Origin of the sequence: Polaromonas sp. (genome assembly GCF_016185115.1) — a bacterium.
Lineage (GTDB): Bacteria > Pseudomonadota > Gammaproteobacteria > Burkholderiales > Burkholderiaceae_C > Polaromonas.
Genome location: NZ_JACPOF010000015.1, coordinates 465,198 through 487,612 on the forward strand (window position 1 = coordinate 465,198; position 22,415 = coordinate 487,612).

Annotated in this window: 23 protein-coding genes; 12 read left to right on the forward strand and 11 right to left on the reverse strand. The window is 52.1% G+C overall.

All coding sequences use genetic code 11. From position 1 onward, the window contains the following. The first annotated feature begins 250 nt into the window (after positions 1–250). Genes HYX42_RS08710 through HYX42_RS08720 form a run of 3 tightly spaced genes read left to right on the forward strand, consistent with a single transcriptional unit; the run spans position 251 to position 3,048 of the window. Positions 251–1,264: a tripartite tricarboxylate transporter substrate binding protein gene (locus HYX42_RS08710; RefSeq protein ID WP_293401888.1), complete on the forward strand. Its 1,014-nt coding sequence runs from the start codon at positions 251–253 to the stop codon at positions 1,262–1,264. Positions 1,265–1,304: 40 nt separating this feature from the next. Beyond that, complete coding sequence (locus HYX42_RS08715; protein ID WP_293401890.1) at positions 1,305–2,075, forward strand: class II aldolase/adducin family protein; 771 nt, start codon at positions 1,305–1,307, stop codon at positions 2,073–2,075. Next, positions 2,026–3,048: an ABC transporter substrate-binding protein gene (locus HYX42_RS08720; RefSeq protein WP_293401919.1), complete on the forward strand. Its 1,023-nt coding sequence runs from the start codon at positions 2,026–2,028 to the stop codon at positions 3,046–3,048. The genes HYX42_RS08715 and HYX42_RS08720 overlap by 50 nt, the downstream gene beginning before the upstream one ends. Before the next feature lie 46 nt (positions 3,049–3,094). Here the strand turns inward: HYX42_RS08720 and HYX42_RS08725 are convergent, their stop codons facing one another. The 6 genes from HYX42_RS08725 to HYX42_RS08750 are packed head-to-tail and all read right to left on the reverse strand — an operon-like array spanning position 3,095 to position 8,643. Beyond that, positions 3,095–4,252 carry an alpha-hydroxy acid oxidase gene (locus HYX42_RS08725; RefSeq protein WP_293401921.1) on the reverse strand — a complete coding sequence of 386 codons (1,158 nt, stop codon included), beginning with the start codon at positions 4,250–4,252 and terminating at the stop codon, positions 3,095–3,097. 13 nt (positions 4,253–4,265) lie between these two features. After that, positions 4,266–5,228, reverse strand: coding sequence for a tripartite tricarboxylate transporter substrate binding protein (locus HYX42_RS08730; RefSeq protein ID WP_293401923.1), 963 nt, complete (start codon positions 5,226–5,228; stop codon positions 4,266–4,268). Continuing rightward, the gene (locus HYX42_RS08735) at positions 5,228–6,172 is read right to left on the reverse strand and encodes an ABC transporter substrate-binding protein (RefSeq protein WP_293401924.1); all 945 of its coding nucleotides are present in this window, start codon (positions 6,170–6,172) and stop codon (positions 5,228–5,230) included. The genes HYX42_RS08730 and HYX42_RS08735 overlap by 1 nt, the downstream gene beginning before the upstream one ends. 52 nt (positions 6,173–6,224) lie before the next feature. Further along, complete coding sequence (locus HYX42_RS08740; RefSeq protein ID WP_366931147.1) at positions 6,225–7,073, reverse strand: amidohydrolase family protein; 849 nt, start codon at positions 7,071–7,073, stop codon at positions 6,225–6,227. 41 nt (positions 7,074–7,114) lie between these two features. Continuing rightward, a complete protein-coding gene (locus tag HYX42_RS08745) occupies positions 7,115–7,630 on the reverse strand; it encodes a cupin domain-containing protein (RefSeq protein WP_293401925.1) in 516 nt (171 codons plus the stop codon). A 35-nt stretch (positions 7,631–7,665) separates the two neighbouring features. After that, positions 7,666–8,643, reverse strand: coding sequence for a tripartite tricarboxylate transporter substrate-binding protein (locus tag HYX42_RS08750; RefSeq protein ID WP_293401927.1), 978 nt, complete (start codon positions 8,641–8,643; stop codon positions 7,666–7,668). Between the two features lie 269 nt (positions 8,644–8,912). Between HYX42_RS08750 and HYX42_RS08755 the strand changes: the two genes are divergently transcribed. Together HYX42_RS08755 and HYX42_RS08760 are read left to right on the forward strand one after the other, a co-directional pair. Further along, on the forward strand, positions 8,913–9,893 hold the full coding sequence (locus HYX42_RS08755) for a tripartite tricarboxylate transporter substrate binding protein (protein ID WP_293401929.1): 981 nt from the start codon (positions 8,913–8,915) through the stop codon (positions 9,891–9,893). 18 nt (positions 9,894–9,911) lie between these two features. Next, positions 9,912–10,889: an NAD(P)H-quinone oxidoreductase gene (locus HYX42_RS08760; RefSeq protein WP_293401931.1), complete on the forward strand. Its 978-nt coding sequence runs from the start codon at positions 9,912–9,914 to the stop codon at positions 10,887–10,889. 78 nt (positions 10,890–10,967) lie between these two features. Here the strand turns inward: HYX42_RS08760 and HYX42_RS08765 are convergent, their stop codons facing one another. Together HYX42_RS08765 and HYX42_RS08770 are read right to left on the reverse strand one after the other, a co-directional pair. Continuing rightward, complete coding sequence (locus HYX42_RS08765; RefSeq protein ID WP_293401933.1) at positions 10,968–11,882, reverse strand: LysR family transcriptional regulator; 915 nt, start codon at positions 11,880–11,882, stop codon at positions 10,968–10,970. A gap of 188 nt (positions 11,883–12,070) precedes the next feature. Continuing rightward, a complete protein-coding gene (locus tag HYX42_RS08770; protein WP_293401935.1) occupies positions 12,071–13,000 on the reverse strand; it encodes a LysR family transcriptional regulator in 930 nt (309 codons plus the stop codon). A 77-nt stretch (positions 13,001–13,077) separates the two neighbouring features. Here HYX42_RS08770 and HYX42_RS08775 point away from each other — a divergent pair, with 77 nt between their 5' ends. Genes HYX42_RS08775 through HYX42_RS08790 form a run of 4 tightly spaced genes read left to right on the forward strand, consistent with a single transcriptional unit; the run spans position 13,078 to position 17,009 of the window. Continuing rightward, positions 13,078–13,866, forward strand: a complete 789-nt coding sequence (locus HYX42_RS08775) for a citryl-CoA lyase (RefSeq protein ID WP_293401937.1) — start codon at positions 13,078–13,080, stop codon at positions 13,864–13,866. Positions 13,867–13,897: 31 nt separating this feature from the next. Beyond that, positions 13,898–14,872: a tripartite tricarboxylate transporter substrate binding protein gene (locus tag HYX42_RS08780; protein ID WP_293401939.1), complete on the forward strand. Its 975-nt coding sequence runs from the start codon at positions 13,898–13,900 to the stop codon at positions 14,870–14,872. A 1-nt stretch (position 14,873) separates the two neighbouring features. After that, a complete protein-coding gene (locus tag HYX42_RS08785) occupies positions 14,874–15,830 on the forward strand; it encodes a hypothetical protein (RefSeq protein ID WP_293401941.1) in 957 nt (318 codons plus the stop codon). 12 nt (positions 15,831–15,842) lie between these two features. Beyond that, positions 15,843–17,009 (forward strand): CoA transferase, encoded by a 1,167-nt coding sequence (locus tag HYX42_RS08790; protein ID WP_293401943.1) that lies wholly within the window; start codon positions 15,843–15,845, stop codon positions 17,007–17,009. A gap of 49 nt (positions 17,010–17,058) precedes the next feature. Here the strand turns inward: HYX42_RS08790 and HYX42_RS08795 are convergent, their stop codons facing one another. After that, positions 17,059–17,472 carry a VOC family protein gene (locus HYX42_RS08795; RefSeq protein WP_293401945.1) on the reverse strand — a complete coding sequence of 138 codons (414 nt, stop codon included), beginning with the start codon at positions 17,470–17,472 and terminating at the stop codon, positions 17,059–17,061. Positions 17,473–17,635: 163 nt separating this feature from the next. Here HYX42_RS08795 and HYX42_RS08800 point away from each other — a divergent pair, with 163 nt between their 5' ends. The 3 genes from HYX42_RS08800 to HYX42_RS08810 all read left to right on the forward strand — a co-directional run bounded on the left by HYX42_RS08800 (position 17,636) and on the right by HYX42_RS08810 (position 21,316). Further along, the gene (locus tag HYX42_RS08800; protein ID WP_293401947.1) at positions 17,636–18,784 is read left to right on the forward strand and encodes an alpha-hydroxy acid oxidase; all 1,149 of its coding nucleotides are present in this window, start codon (positions 17,636–17,638) and stop codon (positions 18,782–18,784) included. 74 nt (positions 18,785–18,858) lie between these two features. After that, on the forward strand, positions 18,859–19,911 hold the full coding sequence (locus HYX42_RS08805; RefSeq protein WP_293401949.1) for a tripartite tricarboxylate transporter substrate binding protein: 1,053 nt from the start codon (positions 18,859–18,861) through the stop codon (positions 19,909–19,911). A gap of 46 nt (positions 19,912–19,957) precedes the next feature. After that, positions 19,958–21,316: an MmgE/PrpD family protein gene (locus tag HYX42_RS08810; RefSeq protein ID WP_293401951.1), complete on the forward strand. Its 1,359-nt coding sequence runs from the start codon at positions 19,958–19,960 to the stop codon at positions 21,314–21,316. 83 nt (positions 21,317–21,399) lie between these two features. Here the strand turns inward: HYX42_RS08810 and HYX42_RS08815 are convergent, their stop codons facing one another. Together HYX42_RS08815 and HYX42_RS08820 are read right to left on the reverse strand one after the other, a co-directional pair. Next, positions 21,400–21,909 (reverse strand): cupin domain-containing protein, encoded by a 510-nt coding sequence (locus HYX42_RS08815; protein ID WP_293401953.1) that lies wholly within the window; start codon positions 21,907–21,909, stop codon positions 21,400–21,402. A 20-nt stretch (positions 21,910–21,929) separates the two neighbouring features. Next, a complete protein-coding gene (locus HYX42_RS08820) occupies positions 21,930–22,388 on the reverse strand; it encodes a DoxX family protein (protein ID WP_293401955.1) in 459 nt (152 codons plus the stop codon). Between the last annotated feature and the right edge of the window lie 27 nt (positions 22,389–22,415).

The following is a 22,415-nucleotide window of genomic DNA, read 5'->3' on the forward strand; positions in this document are numbered from 1 at the left end:
GCCGGAATTCAACTCTTGAGCAGCGCACTGATTCGACATGTTCCGGCACCGATGGTCGCCCTACTGCGAGGCTCCCATTTTATGAATAGACGGGATGTCTAGTGGCGATGCACTGTGCAACGGAAAAAAGGTTGCACACTTTCTGTTTGCTTAGGTCTTAGATACCAAACCTGAGGGCGCGCCTGAACATTGCTAAAAGCTGTTCTGGGAAGTTTTCACTCAGGGATCCAAAAAAAAGTGGAGACAAAAAATGACGAAATCCAAAGCTAGCCATACAGCTAAATCCACGATATTCAGTGGAAAGCTCAAAGGAATGCTGACTAGCTGGACCTGGTGCGCTGCTGTTGCACTTATGCCAGCAATGGCGTCTGCCTTTCCAGAAAAGCCCGTGAGAATCGTTGTGCCTTCGGGCGCGGGAGGGCCTACCGACATGCTGGCCAGGCTGGTAGCTGAGCGACTGGGCCGTGTGTGGAAAAGCGGAGTAATCATCGAGAACAAACCAGGTGCGGCGCAGATGATCGGAACCGACTACGTGGCAAAAGCCAGTCCGGATGGCTATACCCTGTTGCTGACTTCCGACGGGTCTATAACCATCAATCCCGGTCTCTATCCGAAGATGCCATATGACCCCATCAAGGACCTGGCTCCGATCTCCAAGCTCGCGACTGTACCTTTGGTGATGGTTGTTCATCCCTCCGTCGCAGCGAAATCCGTGCCGGAATTCGTGACTCTCGCAAAAAGCACACCGGGCACCATTAACTTTGGATCTGGGGGGAGTATCTCGAGAATTGGAGCTGAGCTCTTTCGTTCGATGACAGAAATTCAGCTTGTACATGTGCCTTATAAAGGAAGTGGCCCACTTGTTATCGGGTTGCTTGGCAATGAGGTTCAGATGGCCTTTGATGGAGCGTCCTCCTCATTACCGCAAATCAAAGCTGGAAAACTGCGCGCTTTGGCCATTTCTAGTAAAGAGCGCCTGTTAACGCTTCCCGATGTTCCAACTGTGGCTGAAGCTGGAGTGCCGGGGTACGAGTCTGGTGCGTGGCTTGGGCTGTTTGCTCCTGCCGGGACTCCAAAAGATGTTCTTGCAAAAATCAACGAAGACTTTGGTCAAGTTATGCGGTCTCCCGATCTCCAAAAGAGAATTGCTGATCTGGGTATGACTTCGACCGCCACATCGCAAGAAGCTTTTGCATCGCAGATCAAAACTGACACGGCTAAGTGGACGCAATTGATTAAAAAGACGGGTATGCAAGCGGATTAAATGCGCCTACCTGAGCACTGGGGTTTAGATAGGCAATTATTTGAAATGGAAAAAGATGACATCGGCAAACGTGTATCAAATTAAGCGGGATGAGACCTCTGCGGCCGAATGGCAAGCACGCATCGATCTGGCTGCAACCCACAGGCTATCCGTGCACTACGGGTGGGGAAATTTAATCTATAACCACATAGCGCTTCGCGTTCCCGATCAGCCGGAATACTTTCTCATAAAGCCGCATGACCTGATGTTTGAGGAGGTTACGGCATCAAATTTGTTGAAACTGCGCATGGATGGACAGCCTGTGGGTTGGGAATCGAACGTGAATGCGGCCGGTTTTACGATTCACACTTCGATGCTCAATGCTAGGCCCGACCTGGCATGTACTCTGCATGTACACACCAAAGTCGGGATGGCCATGTCTGCACATGGGGGTGGCCTCTTGCCAATGACTCAAGGGTCCATGCGCTTCTATAACCGTATCTCGTACCATGATTACGAGGGTATCTCTACAGATATCGACGAAGCGAAGCGGCTGGCTGTTGATCTTGGACCGAAGAATAAAGCCATGATCTTGAGAAATCATGGGCTTGTCACTGCCGGGACAAGTTGCAGTGAGGCGCTGTCCTTAATGCGATATCTGATCGCCTCCTGTGAGACGCAGCTGATGCTGGAGGCCACAGGCTGCAAAATCATTATTCCAAGCCCCGAGATTTGTGAGCATGCTGCAAGGCAATGGGAGCTTCAGGGAGGGGAAGACTGGGATGCCTATATCCGCACTGCTGACCGGATTGACCAATCCTATCGAGATTGAATGTATGGAAGGGATTTCTCAAGCCGATGGCATGCCAAAGATTCGCGTAGGCATCGTGTCCAAGACGTACTACTACACACCGCTGTGGATCGCCCAGGATTGTCATTTTTTCAAGGATGAAGGCATACAGGTCGAGATCGAACTGCTTGGGAATCAAAATCCGGCCGAGCTTCTTTACCGACACGAAATACAACTTGCTATTGCGCCGCCAGACAGCGTCTTACAGGACGTGGATAAAGGCGGAAGACTTCGATTGCTTGCAGGGAATTCCGATAGGTTGAGTCATTGCCTGATAACGCAGCCGGAAATTACTACGGTAGAGCAGCTCAAAGGAAAGCGATTCGGCATTCTTTCTCGCACCGAGGGAAGCTTCTTTCATTTTCGGGCATTGGCGAAAGCGCACGGGCTTGTTTATCCTGGCGACTATGAGCTGGTCGAAACAGGCGGTGCACCTGTCAGGCACCAGATGCTGCTTGACCGGAAGATTGACGCGGGTCTGCAGTCATTCCCGTGGGTCTATGTTGCTGAGAAGTTGAGCTTCAACAATATTGCCGATATCTCAGACTACTTGCCGCAGTGGCAATTTAATACCTTGAATGCTCACCTCGATTGGGTGGAAGAAAATCGGGAACTGGTTACCCGTTTTCTCAGGGCGATGATTCGAGCGACCAACTGGTTCTATGAAAATCGTGAGGGTGCAGCTGAAGTAGCGGCACGGAATCTTGGAATCAATATTACGGACAGTCAGGCCGGCTGGGATTATTTCGCAAAAACCGAGTGCATAACGCCTGACATGAGCTTGAGTCTAGAAGGTCTGTCACATGTATATGCAGCTCTTATCGATGCGAACTTAATCAAACACCCCAATGCGCTGGTGAATAGGGCCTATGACGCGACAAGCATTCTTGACGAAGTGCTACGGCAGATCCGTTGGGAATCGGGCTTCAAAGGCTCCCTTGAGAAGGTACAGTGAACTCACCGGCAGATGCACCGTTCCTTTTATGAAAGAGCGAAGCTAACTACTTAGCAACTCTTCGTACCCAGCTGGAGTTCAATGCTTGAACGCTCTCGCAGCCGAGCAATGCAAGGCTTCGATCCAGCTCTGATTGCAGAATTGATAACGCCTTGGCAACACCAGGTTCACCACCCGCCGCCAGTCCATACAAAGTCGCCCGCCCAAGCAGAATTGCTTTAGCCCCCAAAGCGAGTGCCTTAATGATGTCGCTACCTCGGCGAAATCCACCATCGATCAAAACTGGAAAATTATCGCCTGACGCCTGTACGACCTCTTGCAAGACGTCCAGTGTTGCCGGTGCCCCGTCAAGCTGGCGACCCCCGTGGTTCGAGACAACCACCCCATCCGCCCCTGCCTTCTTTGCAAGGGGGACATCCTCTGCACATGCAATACCTTTGACCAAAAACGGCCCGCCCCATCGATCCTTCATCCAGGCAATGTCATCCCAGTTCAGGCCCGCGTTTCTTTGAGATCGCGTGAACTCTGCCAGTTGGGAAGCGTTGGATCCAGGACCTACAAACTCGGCAACGTTTTCAATTCTAGGCATGCCCCCGCCAGCAAACCAGGTCTTAATCAGCCAGTCGGGATGTGTAATCCCATCCCAAATAACGCGTGGAGTCAAATGTACTTCGTGGGAAAACTTATTACGTGCATCACGCTCTCTCTTACCAGCAACAAGCGAGTCAACGGTGACCATCATTACGGTATACCCAGCGGCTTTCGCCCGGTCAATCAGCCGGCCCACCACAGCACGGTCTCCCCACGGATACAGCTGAAACCATTTAGGTCCACTAGATACCTTGGCGATGTCTTCTAGCGAGTTGGTTGAAGCCGTTGAGACAGTATGTACGGTTTGAGCTTGTTTCGCTGCCTGTGCCAAAGCCAAGTCGGCACCTTTCCAATGCAAGCCGTTAAGGCCAGTGGGACCAATCAAAAACGGAAGGGACAGCCGATCCCCAAAAAGATCCACGGATAAATTCCTGCTGACATGACCTGTAACAAGGCGTGGTTTGAACTGCCATTGCTTAAATGCATCAAGGTTGGCACTAAGAGTAATTTCATCTTCAGCCCCGCCATACAGGTAGTCGAATATGACTTTCGGAAGCCGTCGTCTAGCCATTGATTCCAGATCTGCAATGCTGACTGCTGAAGATATGTCCATGATCTTTTAACTTCTACTCAGCGCTGATTTTTGCTTCGGTCACAACCTTGCGCCACTTAGGCAGTTCAGCAGCGATCATTGAGGAAAATTCCTCCGGTGTGCTTCCTACAGCTTCCATGCCGCTGGCGGCGAGCTTGTTCTTTACGTCCGACGAAGTTATTGCTTTCCGAACTTCAGCCTGCATGCGGGCCAGAACGGCCGTAGGAGTTCCCTTTGGCGCCATCAGGCCGCTGAAGCTGTTGAACTCAAATCCTGAAAATCCTCTTTCTGCGACAGTGGGAATATCCGGCAGTGTCGTCATGCGTGTTGATGACGTGACGGCTAGAGCGCGCAGCTTTCCATCTTTGACATGCGGAAGGGCTGCAAGCGGAGTATCGAAGTAGTAGTCTGTTTCCCCCGATATCACTGCGAGTGTGGCTTGTGGCGCACCTTTGTAGGGCACATGTATGACACGAATGTCCGCCATGGTATTTAAAAGTTCACCTGCAAGATGTGGCCCAGTGGCGTTTCCTGCAGAACCCATATTGAGGGAGCGTGGTCTGCTTTTTGCTGTTGACACAAGCTCGTTTATTGACTTGAATGAAGAACTAGCTTTGGTCACCAACACAAGAGGTTGGCCGGTAAGAATGCTGATGGGGATCAGATCTTTAGTGGTGTCGTAAGGCATCTTGGCATGCAGTGCTGGGCCTACGACCAGTGGTGTAGAGACAATGCCAAAGGTATATCCGTCTGGTGCTGCCTGCGCGGTCGCGGCCATCCCCACCAGATGTCCTGCACCTGCCCGGTTTTCTATAATAATAGGCTGGCCCAGGCTCGATGAGAGCTTGTCTGCCAGTACGCGAGCAACTTGATCTGTGGGGCCACCGGCAGCGGTAGGCACAATAAATTTGATTGGACGGATTGGCCACGCTTCCTGTGCGAATACCGGGCAGGACACAAGGATAGTCACTGCGAGGCAGCTAAGAAACTTATTCATTAATGATTCCCTTCAGCGTCCGCACCGCTCTGAGCTCTGGCTTTGATGATGCACTCGGGTGCAAGGTAGAAGTCGACAGATGTAGGAGCCTCCTTTGGAATCAGCCCGGCATCTATTTGTGTCTGAATGACAACTTCCAGGCCTTTGCGGTTGACGCTCATATCTCTCGTCAGGGCATTGGTCTCCGTGTAATAGTCCCATGCCCTCTGCGCATATTCCGACGTGGTCGGCAGTTCTTTCTCCGCAACCATGGACGCTTCGGTTTTATGCTGGTGGAGCCATTCTGTTGCCCTCAGTAGTACCCGAATGAAGGCCTCCAGTTGTGAGGGGTCTGCACGGAATTTGGACATATCAGCGTTAACCGACACAAACTGCCAATCAGGAACATAACCCGTGATTTCGCCGAGATTGTTCATTCCCGCCTCTTCTGCGACATAGTTCCACGGTATTGACTGCAGTCCGCCGTCGATAGTGCCCTCCAGGAGCGCCTTGTGTCGTGGAGGAACACCACCCATTTCTACTACTTCATAGTCTGCAGGATAGTGAAGCCCATGATGGGCGAGCATTGCTTTCAACTGAAAAAAGCTGCCTTCCACTTTATTCAGAATACCTAGCTTCCCGCCCTTGAGGGATGTCACAGTTTTGAAGGGAGCCCGTGTGATAAGTGAATGACTCAGCTTCCCGGTATTGCCTGCCACTATTCTCAAGGGGCCGCCCTTCGCCGCATTCTGCAGGGTCGCTTCTGGAGTGCCGAGAACTACTTGAAGGGAGCCGCTTAAAAGGGGCTCGACCTGAGAAGCGTTTCCCATTAAAACTGTCTCGACGTCCAGGCCCTCCTGCGCAAACCAGCCCATCGATATACCTGCCCACAGCGGTACGTTGAAGAACGTCTTGGATACTATCCCGACCCGCCAAGGTGTTAAGTGTGTGTGTTGAAGGTGCATTTGAAATTGTTAGATGAGAGCGGTGTGCGCTCGCAATAGTCAGACTGGGAAATCAAAACCCGTATAGAACTTCAGGGTTCTTCACCAAGATCTTTTGCCTTGTGCTTTCGTCTGGCAACCAGGTGAGCATCTGGTCAAGCAGGTCAGCTGTGTTGGGCATCTTGCCTTTGAACGACACATGTGGCCAGTCACTGGCCCAAAGCAGACGATCACTCCCTATATCTAGCAGGGCGTTCACATAGGGAAGCATGTCTACATACGGCGCGGGCATTTTTGACATACGGTAGCTTGAGGACAATTTCACCCAGCATCGGCCAGTCTTGATTAGGCGAAGCAAGGTCTGAAAGCCAAGTTGGGAGACTCCTTCCTCGGGCCTTAAAGAACCCATGTGGTCGATTACAAACTCGCTTTCAAGGCACATCAAAGTCCGTTCCATGGCAGCAAGCGGAGCCCCACCGCCGTCATCCATCACATGCAATTGCACGTGCCATCCGAGCTTCGCAATTCGCCTGGACAGAGTGGGCATCTCTTCAATGGGGACGGCCCCCTTATGTCCGATGTTGTAACGTACCCCGCGGACACCCAATGCGTTCAAGCGAGCTAATTCGTTGTCGGGTGTATCTGCACGAAGGGCAGCGATCACCCTGGCCGGCCGCCCTAGTTGAGCAGCCGCTTCAAGGTGCCGGCGATTGTCGGTCCCATAGCCTGACGGTTGAACCAAAACCACGCGTTCAACTCCCAATACATCCATCACCGTTGCCAAGGTGGAAGGGAGAGCGTCAGGAACATCAAAAGATCTGGTTACGGCTGGCGGATACAGTTGCGTGGGTCCATATACGTGGACGTGACAGTCAGTAGTACCAGGGGGACAGATCAGCTTTGGGCGCCTAATAGCTGCAATTGGCGGCTGACAGAGTTCTAGCATGAGAGAGATGTCATTGGCTATTCGAAGAACTTGTCCTCATGCAGGATGTAGGGAAGCTCTTTATTCTTTTCTGAATATCCGTCGAACGGCTTACCTTCCATGTCGATGCGGGCAAGGATATCGGCGTCCGGGTCCACCGCAGCGCCTACGCGCAACATAACCAAGGGCTCATCTCCTTTTGCTAAAAACCAGTAGAAAGCTCCACATGGAACCAGAACGCAGTCATTTTTGGCGACTTCGCGAGTTTCGTTCCTTGGCCCATAGAAAGTAGCCTCGCCTTGCAGTACAACAAAAACATGGTCTTCGTTTGAATGGGCATGAATTTCATTCTCGCCACCACTCGCATACGTTTTCAAGACAACATTCATATGTCGTGATGCGCCCAGAACCTGGTTGGTCCGCCCTTGTTTTGGCAGTTGAGCACGAATATGAAAAAAACTTGGCACCTTTGATTGCGACATTCGCGCCATCTCTGCATTCCACTCCGAAGCGCTATTTGCAATCTTCGCGAGAGGCTTATTTGGGTCTGACATTCAATGATCCTTATTGGTTGGTTTGAACGGATGCGCTACTGGACTTTGATCCCTGCTTTATCTATCACCGTTTTCCATTTTGAAGACTCGCTCTCAAGGAAGGTGCTGAAAGCTTTCGTAGATGAAGGATCCGCGATGAGGCCGGACGCGGACAATTGCTCTTTGACGTCAGGCATGCTGAGAATGCGGTTGATTTCAGCGTTGAGTTGTTGAGTGATCGCTGGGGGCATTCCCTTAGGTCCTACGAGACCCATCCATACAGCGACGTCAAATGTTTGTAGGCCTTGCTCATTTGAGATAGAGGCCAAATCCGGCAATGCCGGAATTTTTGATTTCCCCAGGTTGCCAACTGCCTTGAATTTTCCGCTTTGGACGTGCGGCAGCCCTGCGGTGACGCCATCAATAATGAATGTGACGTCATTCGACAACAGACCTTGAACCGTACCGGCGCTTCCTTTGTAGGAAACGCTCAGCAGGTCAAGTCCCAGGGAGGTTTTTATGAGTTCCCCCCCGAGCTGGGATGTAAACGTTCCGTAGCCATAAGACACCTTGCCCGGCTGCGCTTTGGCACGTGCGACAAGCGCTGCCATGGATGACGGTCCGGCTGATCCGGTCAGGATGACAAGTGGAGCAATCGCCAGCTTTGCAACTGGTTCGAAGTCTCTGACTGGGTCGTATGACAGCTTGTTGTAAAGGTATTGGTTCATGACCAAGGTGTTGTCGATCGCTACAAGGAGCGTGTACCCATCCGCTGGCGCTTTGGCCACGGCATCCGCGCCAATGATGGTGTTTGCCCCGGCCTTGTTTTCGACGATGACAGGTTGGCCAACTTTGTCGGAGAGTTTTTGACCGATAACCCGAGCCAGTAGATCGGTCGGCCCCCCAGCAGGGAATGGCACAACCAGTTTGATAGGTCGGCTTGGATACGTCGCGGAACCCTGTGCATGCGCACCAGACGTGAAGATAGTTGCAATGGTCAGAATCAGCCAGAGCGGACGTAATGGATTTTTCATGGTGTCTCCAGAAACTTTTTCTATTTATTCAAGAAGGGCACATTGTCTGCACTCACGCCGCGTAAGGGCAATTCGAAAAATTGCATTCGCTATATAGACAAATCGAATACAACTTTTAAGCGCGACGCTGAGGCACATGTTTGGTAGGTACTATCCCGCGCATTGAATGCAACGAATGTAGAGATACTGCACGCTCGTTCCAAAATGCACTTGAGGAGTTGTGCGCACGCGCGCAATGGCCTCAAATCCCAATATCAAAGGAGTGATACATGAGAGGCTCGATCCCCACCTGCTTTTTTCAGGCTTTTTTCGTTTTTGCTACCTTCTTGAGCGTGAGCCTGCCGGGTATGGCGCAAAGTTCGGCGACTCCAGCTATCAAAATGGTGATACCTTTCCCGGCTGGGGGATCCGCTGACTCATTTGGCCGAATTGTGGGACAAGCTCTGGCGCAGCAACTCGACCAACCCGTCGTCGTGGACAACAAGCCAGGGGCCGACGGGGCGATCGGCGCGGAGGCGGTGATTAATTCACCTGCTAACGGCTTGACGATATTCCTGGCCACAAACTCAGCCATCGTGGCTGTACCAACCCTCAGGCTTAAATCTCCATATGATCCGCGAACCGCATTTAGTCCAATCGGCATGGTCGGGCAGTCGGCATTTTTTCTGTTCGTTCACCCTTCGGTTCCTGGGAGTACGCTGCAGGACTTTTTGGCGTATGCGAAAGGTAATCCTGGCAAACTTAATTACGCCACCGCAGGTGCGACAAGTATCTTGGCGAGTGCGCAGATGCTTCAAATTGCCGGACTCACGATGACTCAGGTGCCATACAAAGGGGAGGCACTTGCGGTACCTGATCTGGTTTCCGGTAGGGTTCAGGTCATGTTGGGATCCACAACTTCACTTTTATCGCTGGTGAAGGAAGGCAAGCTTAAGGTCCTTGCTGTAGTTGGCGACCAGCGCAGTGCATTGGCACCAGACGTTCCCACTTTGCATGAAAGCGGCATAAGAGGTGTTTCTGTGGTCCCGTGGTCGGCCGTCTTCGCGCCAGCCGGCACTCCTTCGCCTGTTGTCGACAGGCTTTCTAAGGCCCTTACTTCCGCTCTCCGGAATCCGGACACAGTGCGCCAGCTTGGGGCGCAGGGCATTTCGGCTGAGGTGATGACTCCAGCAGCGCTTAGCACCTTCGTGGCAAAGCAGTACGAAGTGTGGAGCCGGCTTGTAATCGATGTTAAGTTAGAGCGCCAGTAAAGTGAAAGGGTCTAAGTGGTGTTAGCAATTGAACTTGCCTGGCATGGGGATGGAGCTTCGCTTGAAGTCGCAGAGAGACCTATACCTGTAGCAGGCAAGGCCGAGGTGGTTATACGCGTCTTGGCCGCTGGAATAAACCGCGCCGATCTGTCGCAGCGAAAAAAGGGCTACACACTTCCCCGGGATGCCTCCGACATACCCGGTCTTGAGGTTTGCGGCACCATTGTTTCCGGTGACGTGGAGGGCAGTGGGTTCGCCATTGGTCAGCGAGTCTGTGCCCTCCTGGAAGGAGGGGGGTATGCGGAGTACGCATTGGCAAGACTCGGTCAATGCTTGCCTGTGCCAAGCTGTCTGTCGGACGCACAGGCGGCTGCCTTGCCAGAAACATATTTCACGGTGTGGAGCAACGTGTTTGAACGCGCCAACCTGCAGCCCGGAGAAGTTTTGCTGGTGCACGGCGGGGCAAGTGGAGTGGGGACCGCAGCAATTCAAATATGCACGGCATTGGGGCACCAGGTGATCGCCACTGTTGGTAGCGAGGTCAAGGTAAGTGCGGTCGAGGCTCTAGGTGTTGTCCGGGCGATCAATCACAGCCGAGAAAACTTTAGTGAAATAACCCTTTCTGTGACGCAGGGTCGTGGTGCTAATGTCATTCTGGACATGGTCGGGGGCGAGTATTTGGAGCGAAATATTCTTTGCCTTGCTGATGATGGCCGCCTAGTGATGATTGCCATGATGGGTGGAATGTCTGCCAACCTCGACTTGGAACAGGTTATACGACGAAGGCTGGTTATTACGGGGTCTACCCTTCGACCAAGGACTCTGGCATTTAAAACCTCAGTTAGAAACGCCCTCCATGCCCGCGTATGGCCTCTGTTGGAAACTGGCTTGATCGTACCGCTCGTCCATGCAACCTTTCCATTCCGAAGTGCCACAGATGCCCAAGCGATGTTGGCGCGCAGCGAACACATCGGAAAAATTATCCTGACCTTCTAGAACTGTTGATTAGTTCATCTCGCTTCGAAGAGAAGCTCTTCCTGCGTGAGTTTGATGTGTCGCCTAAAGGCGAAAAGATCAACGCTGCTGAAGAGCATTTCTTACCAGTTCTCTTAGCCATTGGTTGGCGGGATCCGTGTGAAATCGCTTATGCCAGATGTGCTTCACTTCAACTGTTGGCGATTTAAATGGGAGAGGGTAGATGCGCATCCCGCGTTGGGCTTCGAAAGCTCCCGCCAAATCCATTGGAATGATTGCGATGAGATCTGTGTTGGCAATAATGCTAACTAACCCAAGGTAGTGGGGAACGGTGAGAAATACATTGCGCACGATTCCGTGTTCCTGCATTGTCTTTTCGATAACCTCCTGACTTCTTCCTTCCGTTCGGATAGCAACATGCGACGCCTTGAGAAATCCATCCATTGAAAGCTCGCCCAATGTCAGTATCGGATTCTTATCCCCTACAAGACACATAAATCCGCTGTTTCTGAGCAACTTCTGCTGGAATACACCGGCAGTCAGATGGTCAGGGAAAAAGCCGATTGCCAAGTCAACCGCTCCTGAATCCAGGCCTTCTTCGAGCTTCTCTGCGATGGGCGAAACTGTACGTAATTTCACCCTTGGGGCTGCGATGCGTACAGCATTGATTATTTGTGGCAGATAGGATGCCTCTGCGACATCTGTCATGCAAAGCACAAAACTTTTGTCGCTAGTAGTTGGATCGAAACTCGGTCGATTGAATATTTCGAGTCGCGCAAGGTCTAGTGCCTTCTTTACCGGCCCCGCCATCAACAGGGCTCGGGGCGTGGGTTGCATCTGATTTTTCACCCGCACAAACATTGGGTCACCGAAAGCCTTGCGCATCTTGGCCAAAGCATGGCTCATGGACGGCTGACTCATCTGTAGCCGCTCGCTGGCCTTGGACACGCTCAACGTTTCGAGCATTGCCTCGAAAACTATGAGGAGATTTAGATCTTCATCATGGGTATTCATTGTGCTTTCGTCATGTCTCGGAAGTCGTAGTAATGCCTCGGTATACTAAATTTCAGACAGAGGGACAAGAAGAATAACCATCATCGGTATCGGCCTGGCGTACTATTTTTCATATGCGCCTGACACCGCTCTGTTCGGCTAACACCAACCTGTCCCGGCCTTTTGCAAGTGCGACGTTTTGGTGGGACTCAGCTTAATCCCTCAAATGCCTCTTGCATTACTTCTGATATGAGGTTTCGAAGCCATTGGTTGCCTTTGTCGTTATGTTGACGTTGATGCCAGTACTGATTCACTGTAAAGAACGGAGTGGCAAAGGGCAGTGGCATTTGCCTAACCCCCGCTACCGGGGACATTGCCTTCACTGTCATGCTGGGGACGCTGGCAAGCAGCTCGGTGTCTCTCACGATTGGCGGGGCTGCGAGGAAGCTAGGGATCTTCAAAACTACCTCCCGGCGAATCCTAAGACTTTGAAGTGTTTGCTCTAGCAGGTTCGGCGCAACGCCGCTCGGCGCTATTGCAATATGGGACTCAGCACAGAACCTTTTTAGAGAGATCTTCTTTCCAATTCTTGGATGAGCGTTACTCACGAGGCACACAAAGGTATCTTGAAGTATCCGGCGCTGATAGAAAGTTGATCCAAGCTGAGGTAGATATCCCAAGGCTAGATCTACCTCCCCAGATTCCAACGAGTCACGATAGCGATCCCGCGGAACCTGCACAACGGTGATCGTGCTAAGAGGTGCCAGATTTCTCAGGCGCATCATCAATCTTGGCAGGTACAGGACCTGACCGATATCGCTGAGGAGTAGTTTGAAATCGCGGCTCTCGAGTGCGGGATCGAATGGACTGCTGCCGAGCAAGCCAGACTTCAACATTGCAAGACCTTGGGTAATCGACGGATGCAGGGCAACTGCATACCTGGTTGGCTCCATGCCAGTGCGGGTTTTAACGAATAAAGGGTCACCTATGTCTGCGCGAAGCCTGCGCAAAGCGGCGCTTACAGACGGCTGCGACATACCCAGCACGAGACCCGCTCGTGTGACGCTCCGCTCTTTCATCAATGCGTCGAATATGAGCAAGAGATTGAGATCAAAAGAGGAGATATTTGATTTTGACATTTAGTTCATCGTGATTATCTATTTGACATATGACATACCGCTTTTCACAATCCTAAGTCATAGGAGACAAGACACAAATGACTTCAAGCCAAAGCGCTCGAGTAAGACAACCGATTAAGAGCCGCATGGGAACAAGTACGGTAGACCGTATTGTCGTGAGGGACCTGGATCTGGTAAATGATCTTCTCGGGAAAGTCGACTTGGGTCAGATGGCATGGCTTGAGATCACGGGCCAACTGCCAACACCCTCTCAAGCGGCGGTCTTCAACGCGGTTTTGGTGACGCTTGTGGAGCACGGCCTAACGCCCAATGCGATAGCTGCACGATTGACATATTTAGGAGCTCCAGAGGCTCTTCAAGGAGCTGTGGCCGCTGGCTTGTGCGGGATGGGCAGCGTCTTTGCGGGTGGATCCGAGGGAACGGTGAATATGCTTTTAGACGCTCGATCCAAAAATCCTGAGCGCTCAGAGGCGGAAACTGCAAAGGCGATCGTCTCAGACTTCATGTCCAACCGTAAGCAGATTCCTGGACTTGGGCACCACTTGCACAAGCCAATCGACCCGCGCTCAAAGAAGTTGTTCGAGATCGCGCAGCAGCATGGGCTGAGAGGGAAATTTGTTTCGCTGCTCGAAGCCATTCAGGCTGAGGCGGAAGCCAGAACATCCCGCCTATTGCCAATAAATGCGACGGGCGCGATAGGTGCGCTTTGTTGCGAACTGGGGCTTCCCAAGGCTGCAGCAAGAGGCGTTGCAGTTATTGGTCGGTCAGTAGGTCTTGTCGGGCATCTCGTTGAAGAAGCTCATAGCCCTATCGCGAAAGAAATCTGGCTGCGCGCTGAAGAGGAGTCTAGTGAGCCCCAAGAGTGATTGCATCAGTAACAAAGTAACAGGAGACAAAATGAAAATTCAGTTCAAAGTTCTTAACCTAGCTGTGGCCCTTATTGCTGTATCAATATCCTCGGCCTCCCTCGCGCAGGCGTGGCCTTCAAAGCCGATCAAACTGGTGGTGCCATATCCACCCGGCGGCGGTACTGATGCCGTTGTACGGTTGATAGCACCGAAGATCTCTGCTGCACTTGGGCAGCCCCTTGTTATTGAAAACAAGGGCGGTGCCAACACCATCATCGGAACGGACGTTGTGGCTAAGGCAGCGCCCGATGGCTACACATTTGGGGTGATCACAGACTCCCACTCCATTAATCCAAACTTTCAGAAACTTCCTTACGACTCCGTTCAGTCGTTTCAGCCGGTAAGTCAGTTGGTCTTTGTTCCATTCGCCTTGGTCACGAAAGCAGGCTCGGAGATTACGTCGGTGGCATCCCTGGTCAAACTTGCCAAGTCGAAACCTGGAAAGATCAGCTATGCGTCATTGGGTGAGGGTAGCCCGCACTACCTGGCTATGGAGTGGTTCCGCTCTCTAGCGCGGGTAGATATCAATCACATTCCCTATAGAGGGGTCGGTCCAGCTCTCACTGACGTGATTGGTGGGCAGGTAGATTTGATGTTCACCGGTCTTTCGACAGCGATCCCGCAAGTCAAAGGAGGTAAAGCATTAGCTTTGGCCGTATCTAGTCCCAAACGCCAACCGAGCTTGACCGGTATTCCTACGGTAGCAGAGTCTGGTTATCCCGAATTCGACTTTCGAACCTGGTATGGCATTGTGGCTCCGGCTGGTACGCCAGCGGACGTGGTTGCAAGAATGAATCAGGAAATCAAGAAGGCCATTGACTCTGCAGATGTCCTTGAAAGATTCGAGGTTTTGGGAGTTGATGCCGCGGTGTCAACGCCACAGCAGTTTGCAGAATTCATGAGACAGGATGCACGCAAATATGCCCAGATCATTAAGGCGACCGGGGCTAAAGGGGGGAACTGAAATGAAGGCAATTTATTCTGCTGTTCGATATTTATTTGTTGCTTTTGCGTTTGTAGCTGCTGGCTGCGCCCAGCAACCTGTTCAAGGTGTCACTGCAGTAGTTGGTCAGGCCCCACCCGGAAGTTTCTTTGAGAATCTCGCTCTGGGCCCTGATGAAGCCTTCTACATCACCGACTACACCAAACGTCGCGTGATGAAATTTACCGAGAGCGGAGGATTGGTTGAGCATGCCAAGCTCGATGCCTACCCATTGGGTATCGAGTTTGACTCGGATGGCATCATGTACCTAACCGCGCAGGAAAAGGATTTGTTCGGTGGTGGTGGCGATATGACCAATGCGAACTGGATTTATCGGGCGCTGCCGGGTCAAAGTCCCGTTAAGTTCTTGCAAGTATCTGGGGCCAACTTTCTGAACGGCATGATTCGCCAAAGCCCAGGGAAGATTCTCATTGCGGACTCGCGGGGCGGAACAATTTGGTCGCTGGACACACGCAACGCACAGGTCTCGAGGTTTTTCACCGACCCGCGTTTGGATGCAACGGACACAAAATCGCAAACACCCGCAGCGAACGGATTAAAGCTGCACAAGGGAAGTCTGTATATCTCCAATACGGTGTCGGGCGTGATCTACGCATTGAAGCTATCGGATCTAGGCTCGCCCCTTGATCTAAGCGTGTTCGCAAATGGAATCCGTGCGGATGATTTTGCATTCTCTCCGAATGGAACATTCTTCTATACCACCCACCGGGACGTGGTGATGATGTTGGATTCGGCGGGTAAACCGCAAAAGGTCGCGGGTGCAGAAACTGGTGTCAATGGTAATACTGCATTGGGATGGGACAGGCGGGGACGCGGTCCGTACGTTATTTCCGATGGTGGATACGTAGCCAACAAATGGTACGGCGGTCCTGCTCCGGGTCCTGCAACCATTGTTCGCTTGACCGTTGCGCCTAACTAATTCTGGAAAAAAATGTTGCAAAAAATTCGCGTGCTCGACTTGGGATCGTTCATTACCGCTCCATATGCCGCCATGCTTTTGGCTGAGTTAGGTGCCGAAGTAGTTAAGGTTGAAAGACCTGGGGGGGGGGACCCTTTCAGGGCATTCGACGGCAATCTGTACAGTCCCCAGTTTCAGGCCCACAACCGCAATAAGAAAAGTATCTTGCTGGACTATGGCCAACCTGCGGGCAAAGACCTGTTGCTTGATCTCATACAGAAGGCGGATGTTCTGATCGTTAATATGCGCCCAGGAGGTGCAGAGCGATTGGGAATTGGCGCCGAAGAGGCCATGCGACTCAATCCCAAGCTTGTCTATTGTTCAATTACCGGATTTGGTGAGGATGGGCCCTACAAAGACCGGCCGGCATATGACACCGTTGGACAGTCCCTTAGCGGGTGGCTTAGCTTGTTCCATGATTCAACGGATCCACGTATTGCAGGGCCAGCCGTGTGTGATGCGCTCACCGGCATGTTTGCGTGCAACGGTGTTTTAGCTGCTCTGGTAGAGCGCAGCCAGACCGGTAAAGGCCGCAAGGTTGACGTGAATATGGTGGAGGCCAATTTGGCTTTCGCAGCCGAACCGCTGGCTCAGTTTTTCGCCACTGGAAAAAACGTGTCGCCTTTTGGCCGAACAGCCTTATCCCAGTCGTTTGTGCTTTCCTGCTCTGATGGAGCCAGAGTGGGAGTACATCTATCATCACCTGAGAAATTCTGGCTGGGCTTGGTTGCCGCAACTAATGCCGATCAGCTCAAGGTCGATGAAAGATTCAGCACACGTGAAGGGCGTGTACGCAACTATCAAGCGCTTTCTAATGTTTTGGCCGAGATATTTGCTACCAAGACAAGCCACGACTGGCATGAACGGCTTAAGGCCAACGACGTACCTTTTGCTCCCGCACTTAGATTTGATGAATTGATGGGCAACGAGCATGTGCGCCACCTGAACCCTTTTTACACGCTGGAGCATCCTGTTTACGGAGCAGTGCAAGGCGTGAGAAATCCATTGCGTTTTGATGGTGAGCGCTGTGAGGCGCTCCTCCCACCTCCCGCACTTGGCGAACACTCCTCGGAAGTGCTGAAAAGCTGGCTGGGTTTAGAAGAGCCGGCGAGCGCAAAGAGCGCTGCCTCGCAGGAGTAATAGCATTTTGCAGCGCATTTTTTGACCATGCGTTGCAATCCGGCCGCTGCTATTCTTGCTTTTCCACCAGCTTTAACTGATTGCCGTCAGGATCCCGGAAAAATACAACGGACATCTTGAGTTCGGGGAATACCTTAATTCCCCAAACAGGCTTGACACCATGAGCGGCTAAATCGGAGATTGCATTCTCCAGGCTCGGGACTCTTAAAGCGAAATGTGTGATGCCGCGTACTGCCGCGTGACGCGGCGCGTCCGGGAATTGGGTGCCAGCCGCAGAACCCCCAAACTTAATCAGCTCAATCTCGAAATCGCCTTGCTTCAGGAATGCGATTTCCAGCTGCATTTCAGGATAGGAGTTTCTATAAAACTCTTGGAACCCGAATACATCCCGATACCAGGCGATGGACGCATCAAGATCGGAGACTGAGAGATTTACTGAATGTGGTGCAAACGTTGCAGGCATTGAGGTCGATTGTGTGGATTGAAATTAGAAGATGTCCAGACACCATACTGTGCCTCATAACGGTTTTGTCCCTTCCATGACTTACCCGGATTGATGCAGTTTCAAGATTGACCGTGTCTGCGGGGGCTTTTAGAGTTCATTTCCACCCTAAATTTCCACGCGAATGCTATCCCGGCCAAAGCTCATCAGTTTCAGCGATCTCCATCGGGAGGCAAAAAAGAGGCTTCCCAAGATTCTTTTTGATGTCATTGAAAGTGGCGTTGAAAACGAACATCTGCTGGCCCGCAACGAGGCGGCATTCAAGGATCATCTCTTAACGCCAAGGTTGCTCGTAGACGTCGGAGTACGTACGCAACAGACAACCATTTTCGGCAAGCAATACGCAGCACCGATAGGGATCGCGCCTACCGGCCTTGCTGGAATGTTTCGAGCGGGAGCGGAATCAATGCTCGCAAGGGCCGCAGTCCAGACGGACGTTCCATTCATCCTCTCGGGTGCCTGCATCGAGGAGCTGGAAAAAGTTTCAGCGATATCTCCAGATAGAACGTGGTTTCAGCTATATGCGGCTAGAGACAGAGCTGTGACGGAGGATCTGCTTACACGTACCAGAGATGCCGGCATAGAAACCCTTGTGCTGACCGTCGATACGCCTGTTCTTCCAAAGCGAGAGCGGGATATGCGCAACGGATTTGGTCTTCCCCTGAAGCCACCGTTGCCGCTGATGTTAGAAGCACTTGCCCATCCTGCATGGATCGCCCACTATTTGCTTAATGGTGGCCTGCCATTGATGAAAACCTGGGCACGATATGCCCCGAAGGATGCTGGCGCGGGTGAAGTTTTTACATACTTTAGATCGCAAAGCCCTTCTATTCAGACATGGAAAGATCTCGACTTCTTCCGTTCTAGATGGGACGGTAATCTGGTGCTTAAAGGGATCCAACATCCCGCAGATGCGATTCGTGCTGCCGAAGCTGGGGTTGACGGAGTCATTGTTTCAAATCACGGTGCAAAGGCGATGGATCAGGGGCCAGCGGCAATTACCTGTCTACCCGCTGTGGTGCAGGCCGTAGGTTCAAGGGTGGTCGTGATGATGGACAGTGGCATTCGCCGTGGTGCCGACGTCGTCGTTGCACGCTGTCTGGGCGCTCAGTTTGTTTTCTCCGGCCGTGGACCTCTTTATGGAGTGATCGCAAGAGGCGTTGAAGGCGCTGCAAGCTGTATCGAAATTTTTAAAGATGAAATTGATCGCACGTTGGGCCTCATCGGCTGCCCAGACGCCAGGCTGCTTTCAACAGAGTACTTGTCGAAGTAGCTCTTTTTGCAAGCCAGTAATTGTTGAGTTTTGGCATTGAGCCTTTCAGTTCTATAACCCCCATGGAGACATAAATGAATAAAGAAACCTCACCACAAATCGCTGGAAAATCCCCAAAACTCTCCACGCGCGAATCGGCAATAACCCGCCGCACTGTTATCGCCAACGGCGCCGGCCTTCTTCTAGGGGCCTCCCTTAGTGGCCTCGCGTCCGCGCAGCCCGCAGGCAAGTGGCCGGCACAACCGATTAAATGGGTGGTAGCTTACCCAGCCGGCGGCGGCTTAGATGTCATGACCCGGTTGCTCGCGAATGAGATGTCGCCCAAATTGGGTCAGCCGATTGTGGTCGACAACCGCGCAGGTGCTGGCGGCACGATCGGCGCTGCATTTGTCGCCAAAGCGCCGGCCGACGGCTATACCCTCATGACCATTGATATTGGCGGATATACAACTGCTCAATACCTCTACAGTAACTTGCCTTACAGCCCACCTCGCGACCTTCAAATTATTGGGACGATGGTCCGGCTTCCCTTTGTATTGGTGGTGAACGCCAATAGTCCTGCGAAGACATATCAAGAATTCATTGCCCTTGCAAAAAGGAGCCCCGGGAAACTGAACTATGGAACCTCAGGGGTGGGCAATCCTCTCCACATCAGCATGGAGCTCTTGCAGCGTCGAACAGGCATTAGCATGGCGCACGTCCCTTATAAGGCAATGGTCGGGATGGTTGCCGATCTCGTCGGCGGCCAGGTAGATGCTGCAATCGGGGACTTTGGTTCTTTCAAATCTTTTATTCAGAGCGGAAGACTGCGTGCTCTTGCGGTTGCAACGGACATCAGGCTTGAGTTGCTCCCGGATGTACCTACATTCGACGAGGTTGGCCTTAAGAATTTCCCAATTTCTGTCTGGCTTGCTCTCGCTGCTCCCAAGGGCCTCCCTGCACCCATAGTGGAACAACTCTCGGTTGCCCTCAAGGAAGCTGTTCAGTCCGATACCGTTAAGCAGAAATTGGCTGTCGTTGGTGTGGAACCCTTTTATAAGGGTGGGCGAGAGGTGGAAACGTTTGCCAAGAGCCAGGTCGAATTGTGGGCTGATGTAGTGAAGCCGATGAATATCAAACTGGATTGACTGCGACCCAGCTTCAGCAGTGGGATGGACGTACCTGTAATTCGCCATGAAACCGACAGTTGCAGACCTCCTTGCTCAATACACATGCAATCTGCAGTTCTCAGAAATTCCCGGAGATGTTGCAACCCTGGCAAAGCTTGCTATGCGAGATGGGATCGGATGTGCAATCAGTGCGGCAAATGAGCCTCTTATCCAGATGCTTTTTGATGAGGCGGCAGAAACCGGCGGAGCGCCGCAATGTAGCGTCATAGGCAGAAATGAATTGCTGCCGCATTGTTCTGCAGCGCTAGTGAACGGCACTGCTGTCCAGGCGTTTGATTTTGACGATGTGAGCATGGTGTTCAGTGGACATCCCACGGCAGTACTGCTGCCAGTTGTATTGGCGCTCGGAGAGTTTGAAGGCAGGAGCGGCAAGGAAGTGCTGACTGCCTATCTGTGTGGCTATGAGGTTGCGTGCTCGATATCGCGTCTCATATTGCCGAGTAGTCAAAACCGTGGCTTTCACATGACCGGGGTTGTTGGTACCTTGGGCGCGGCAGCAGCAGCGGCGCGACTCCACGGCCTCTCCCCATCCCAGACCGCGCATGCTCTGGGGATTGCCGCCAGCCATGCGTCAGGACTTCGGATCGACGGCGGAACCATGTGCAAACCTCTTCACGCCGGCCGGGCTGCTAGCAATGGAATATTTGCAGCACGAATGGCTCTCAGGGGCTTCACCGCCCGAATTGACTTCCTGGAAACTCAGCGCGGATTTGTAGAAGCCTACAGTGACGAAAAGCGTTGTGGCGTGTTTCGTCCACATGGGACGGACTACTATCTTCGGCAGCACATTTTTAAAAGGCATGCAGCATGCTTTTATACGCATAGTGCGATAGAGTGCGCGCGCTTTTTGGGTAGCAGCATGCGTGAACGCAATTCCCCTCGACCTCTGCACATCGAAATTGAGGTCAATCCGTCCGCGCAATTGGCATGTGGATTTCTGCGACCTGAAGATGAGTTGGAAGCAAAGCGAAGTTTTCCTCTCGGCGTTGCACTTGCCTTCGATAATGCTGATACAGCCGATCAAGGCAATTTTCGGAAAGTGGAGAATTCGGATAGGCGGTTGTTAGACCTTTTAGATATTATCCATTTGACCTCTGCCGACGATCTCGCAGAGACCGCCGCCAGGGTGATGATCACCTATGCAGACGGATCAAAAGACTCACATTTTTGTGACGTGGCAGTCAGTCCCACGACTCGTGATGCTTCAGAACAATATTCCCTTGACCGAAAATTTGAAAATCTGGTCACTCCTGTGCTGGGTTCTGAAAGCGCTACTGATTTAAGTGAGTCTGTACTTCATCTTGAGCAGCAATTGGACATGCGTCATTTGGCAAAGAAATGGCAAGTTCCTGAGCGAATATAAGGCTTGGGGATTTGGAGGCTGGGACCAACCCATGGGAAAGTTAGTTGAGTACAAGGTGTCTTACAACTCCCTATCTCGTAACGCTACTCAAAGATTTTGACCTCATCCAAGATGTAAGGCGCTTCTTTGTTCTTTTCAGAATAGCCGTCGAATGATCGGCCCTCAATATCAATCCTTGCCAGAATATCCTTATGCGGATCCAGCGCGGCCCCAACGCGAAGCATGACCAGCGGCTCTTCCTCTTCCGCTTGAAACCAGTAGAACGCACCTGAAGGAATAAGAACGCAATCATTCTTTTCGACGCGCTTGGTCTCGTTTTTGGGACCATAGAAGATTGCCGACCCCTGCAGCACAACAAATAAATGATCCTCGTTCGAGTGGGCGTGGAGTTCATTTTCACCACCCGTGGCATAGGTTTTCAGGACAACATTCATGTATTTGGAGGCGCCCAACACTTGATTGGTGCGCCCTGCTTTAGGCAGGCGAGCTCTAATATGAAAAAAGCTAGGTACGGTTTTCTGCGACAACCGATCCATTTCGGCTCTCCATTCGTCGGCACTGTTGGCGATTGGAGCAATTGAAGTAGAAGTCATTGGTGTATTGCAGGAGATTGTTAAATTGACAGACCGAGAACACGGTCGAGGGAGAAGGGGCCGCCACCGTGGACCACGAAATACATGCAGCAGATTGCCCATAAAGCGTAGTGCTCAAAGCCGTTCTGATTAGCAAAATATCCGTCTTTCCGGAGATGGTGACATGCGGAGAGGATCAGTAGCAGAGCGCAGCCCAGTGCGGCAAATCGTGTAAATAGTCCGACTGCCAGTAAAGCGCCACATACCAGATTGTTGATAGTCGACGCCACTGCCCAAAACATGCCTGGCCGCCAGCCGAACCGCTCCAGGTACTCTGCGGTACCCCGAAGGTCACCAACGGGCATACCAGTATTTTTGAAGAACCCGAAGCTTGCTCGCAGCGCGTACGGAACGAGTGCAGCGCCGACGCAGAAACGGAAAAATGCGTCCATCCACGGTGCCAAAGCCAAAAACATTTGATTAAGGTTCGAACTCATCATGGGCGCGCACCAAAGAGACATTTAGTG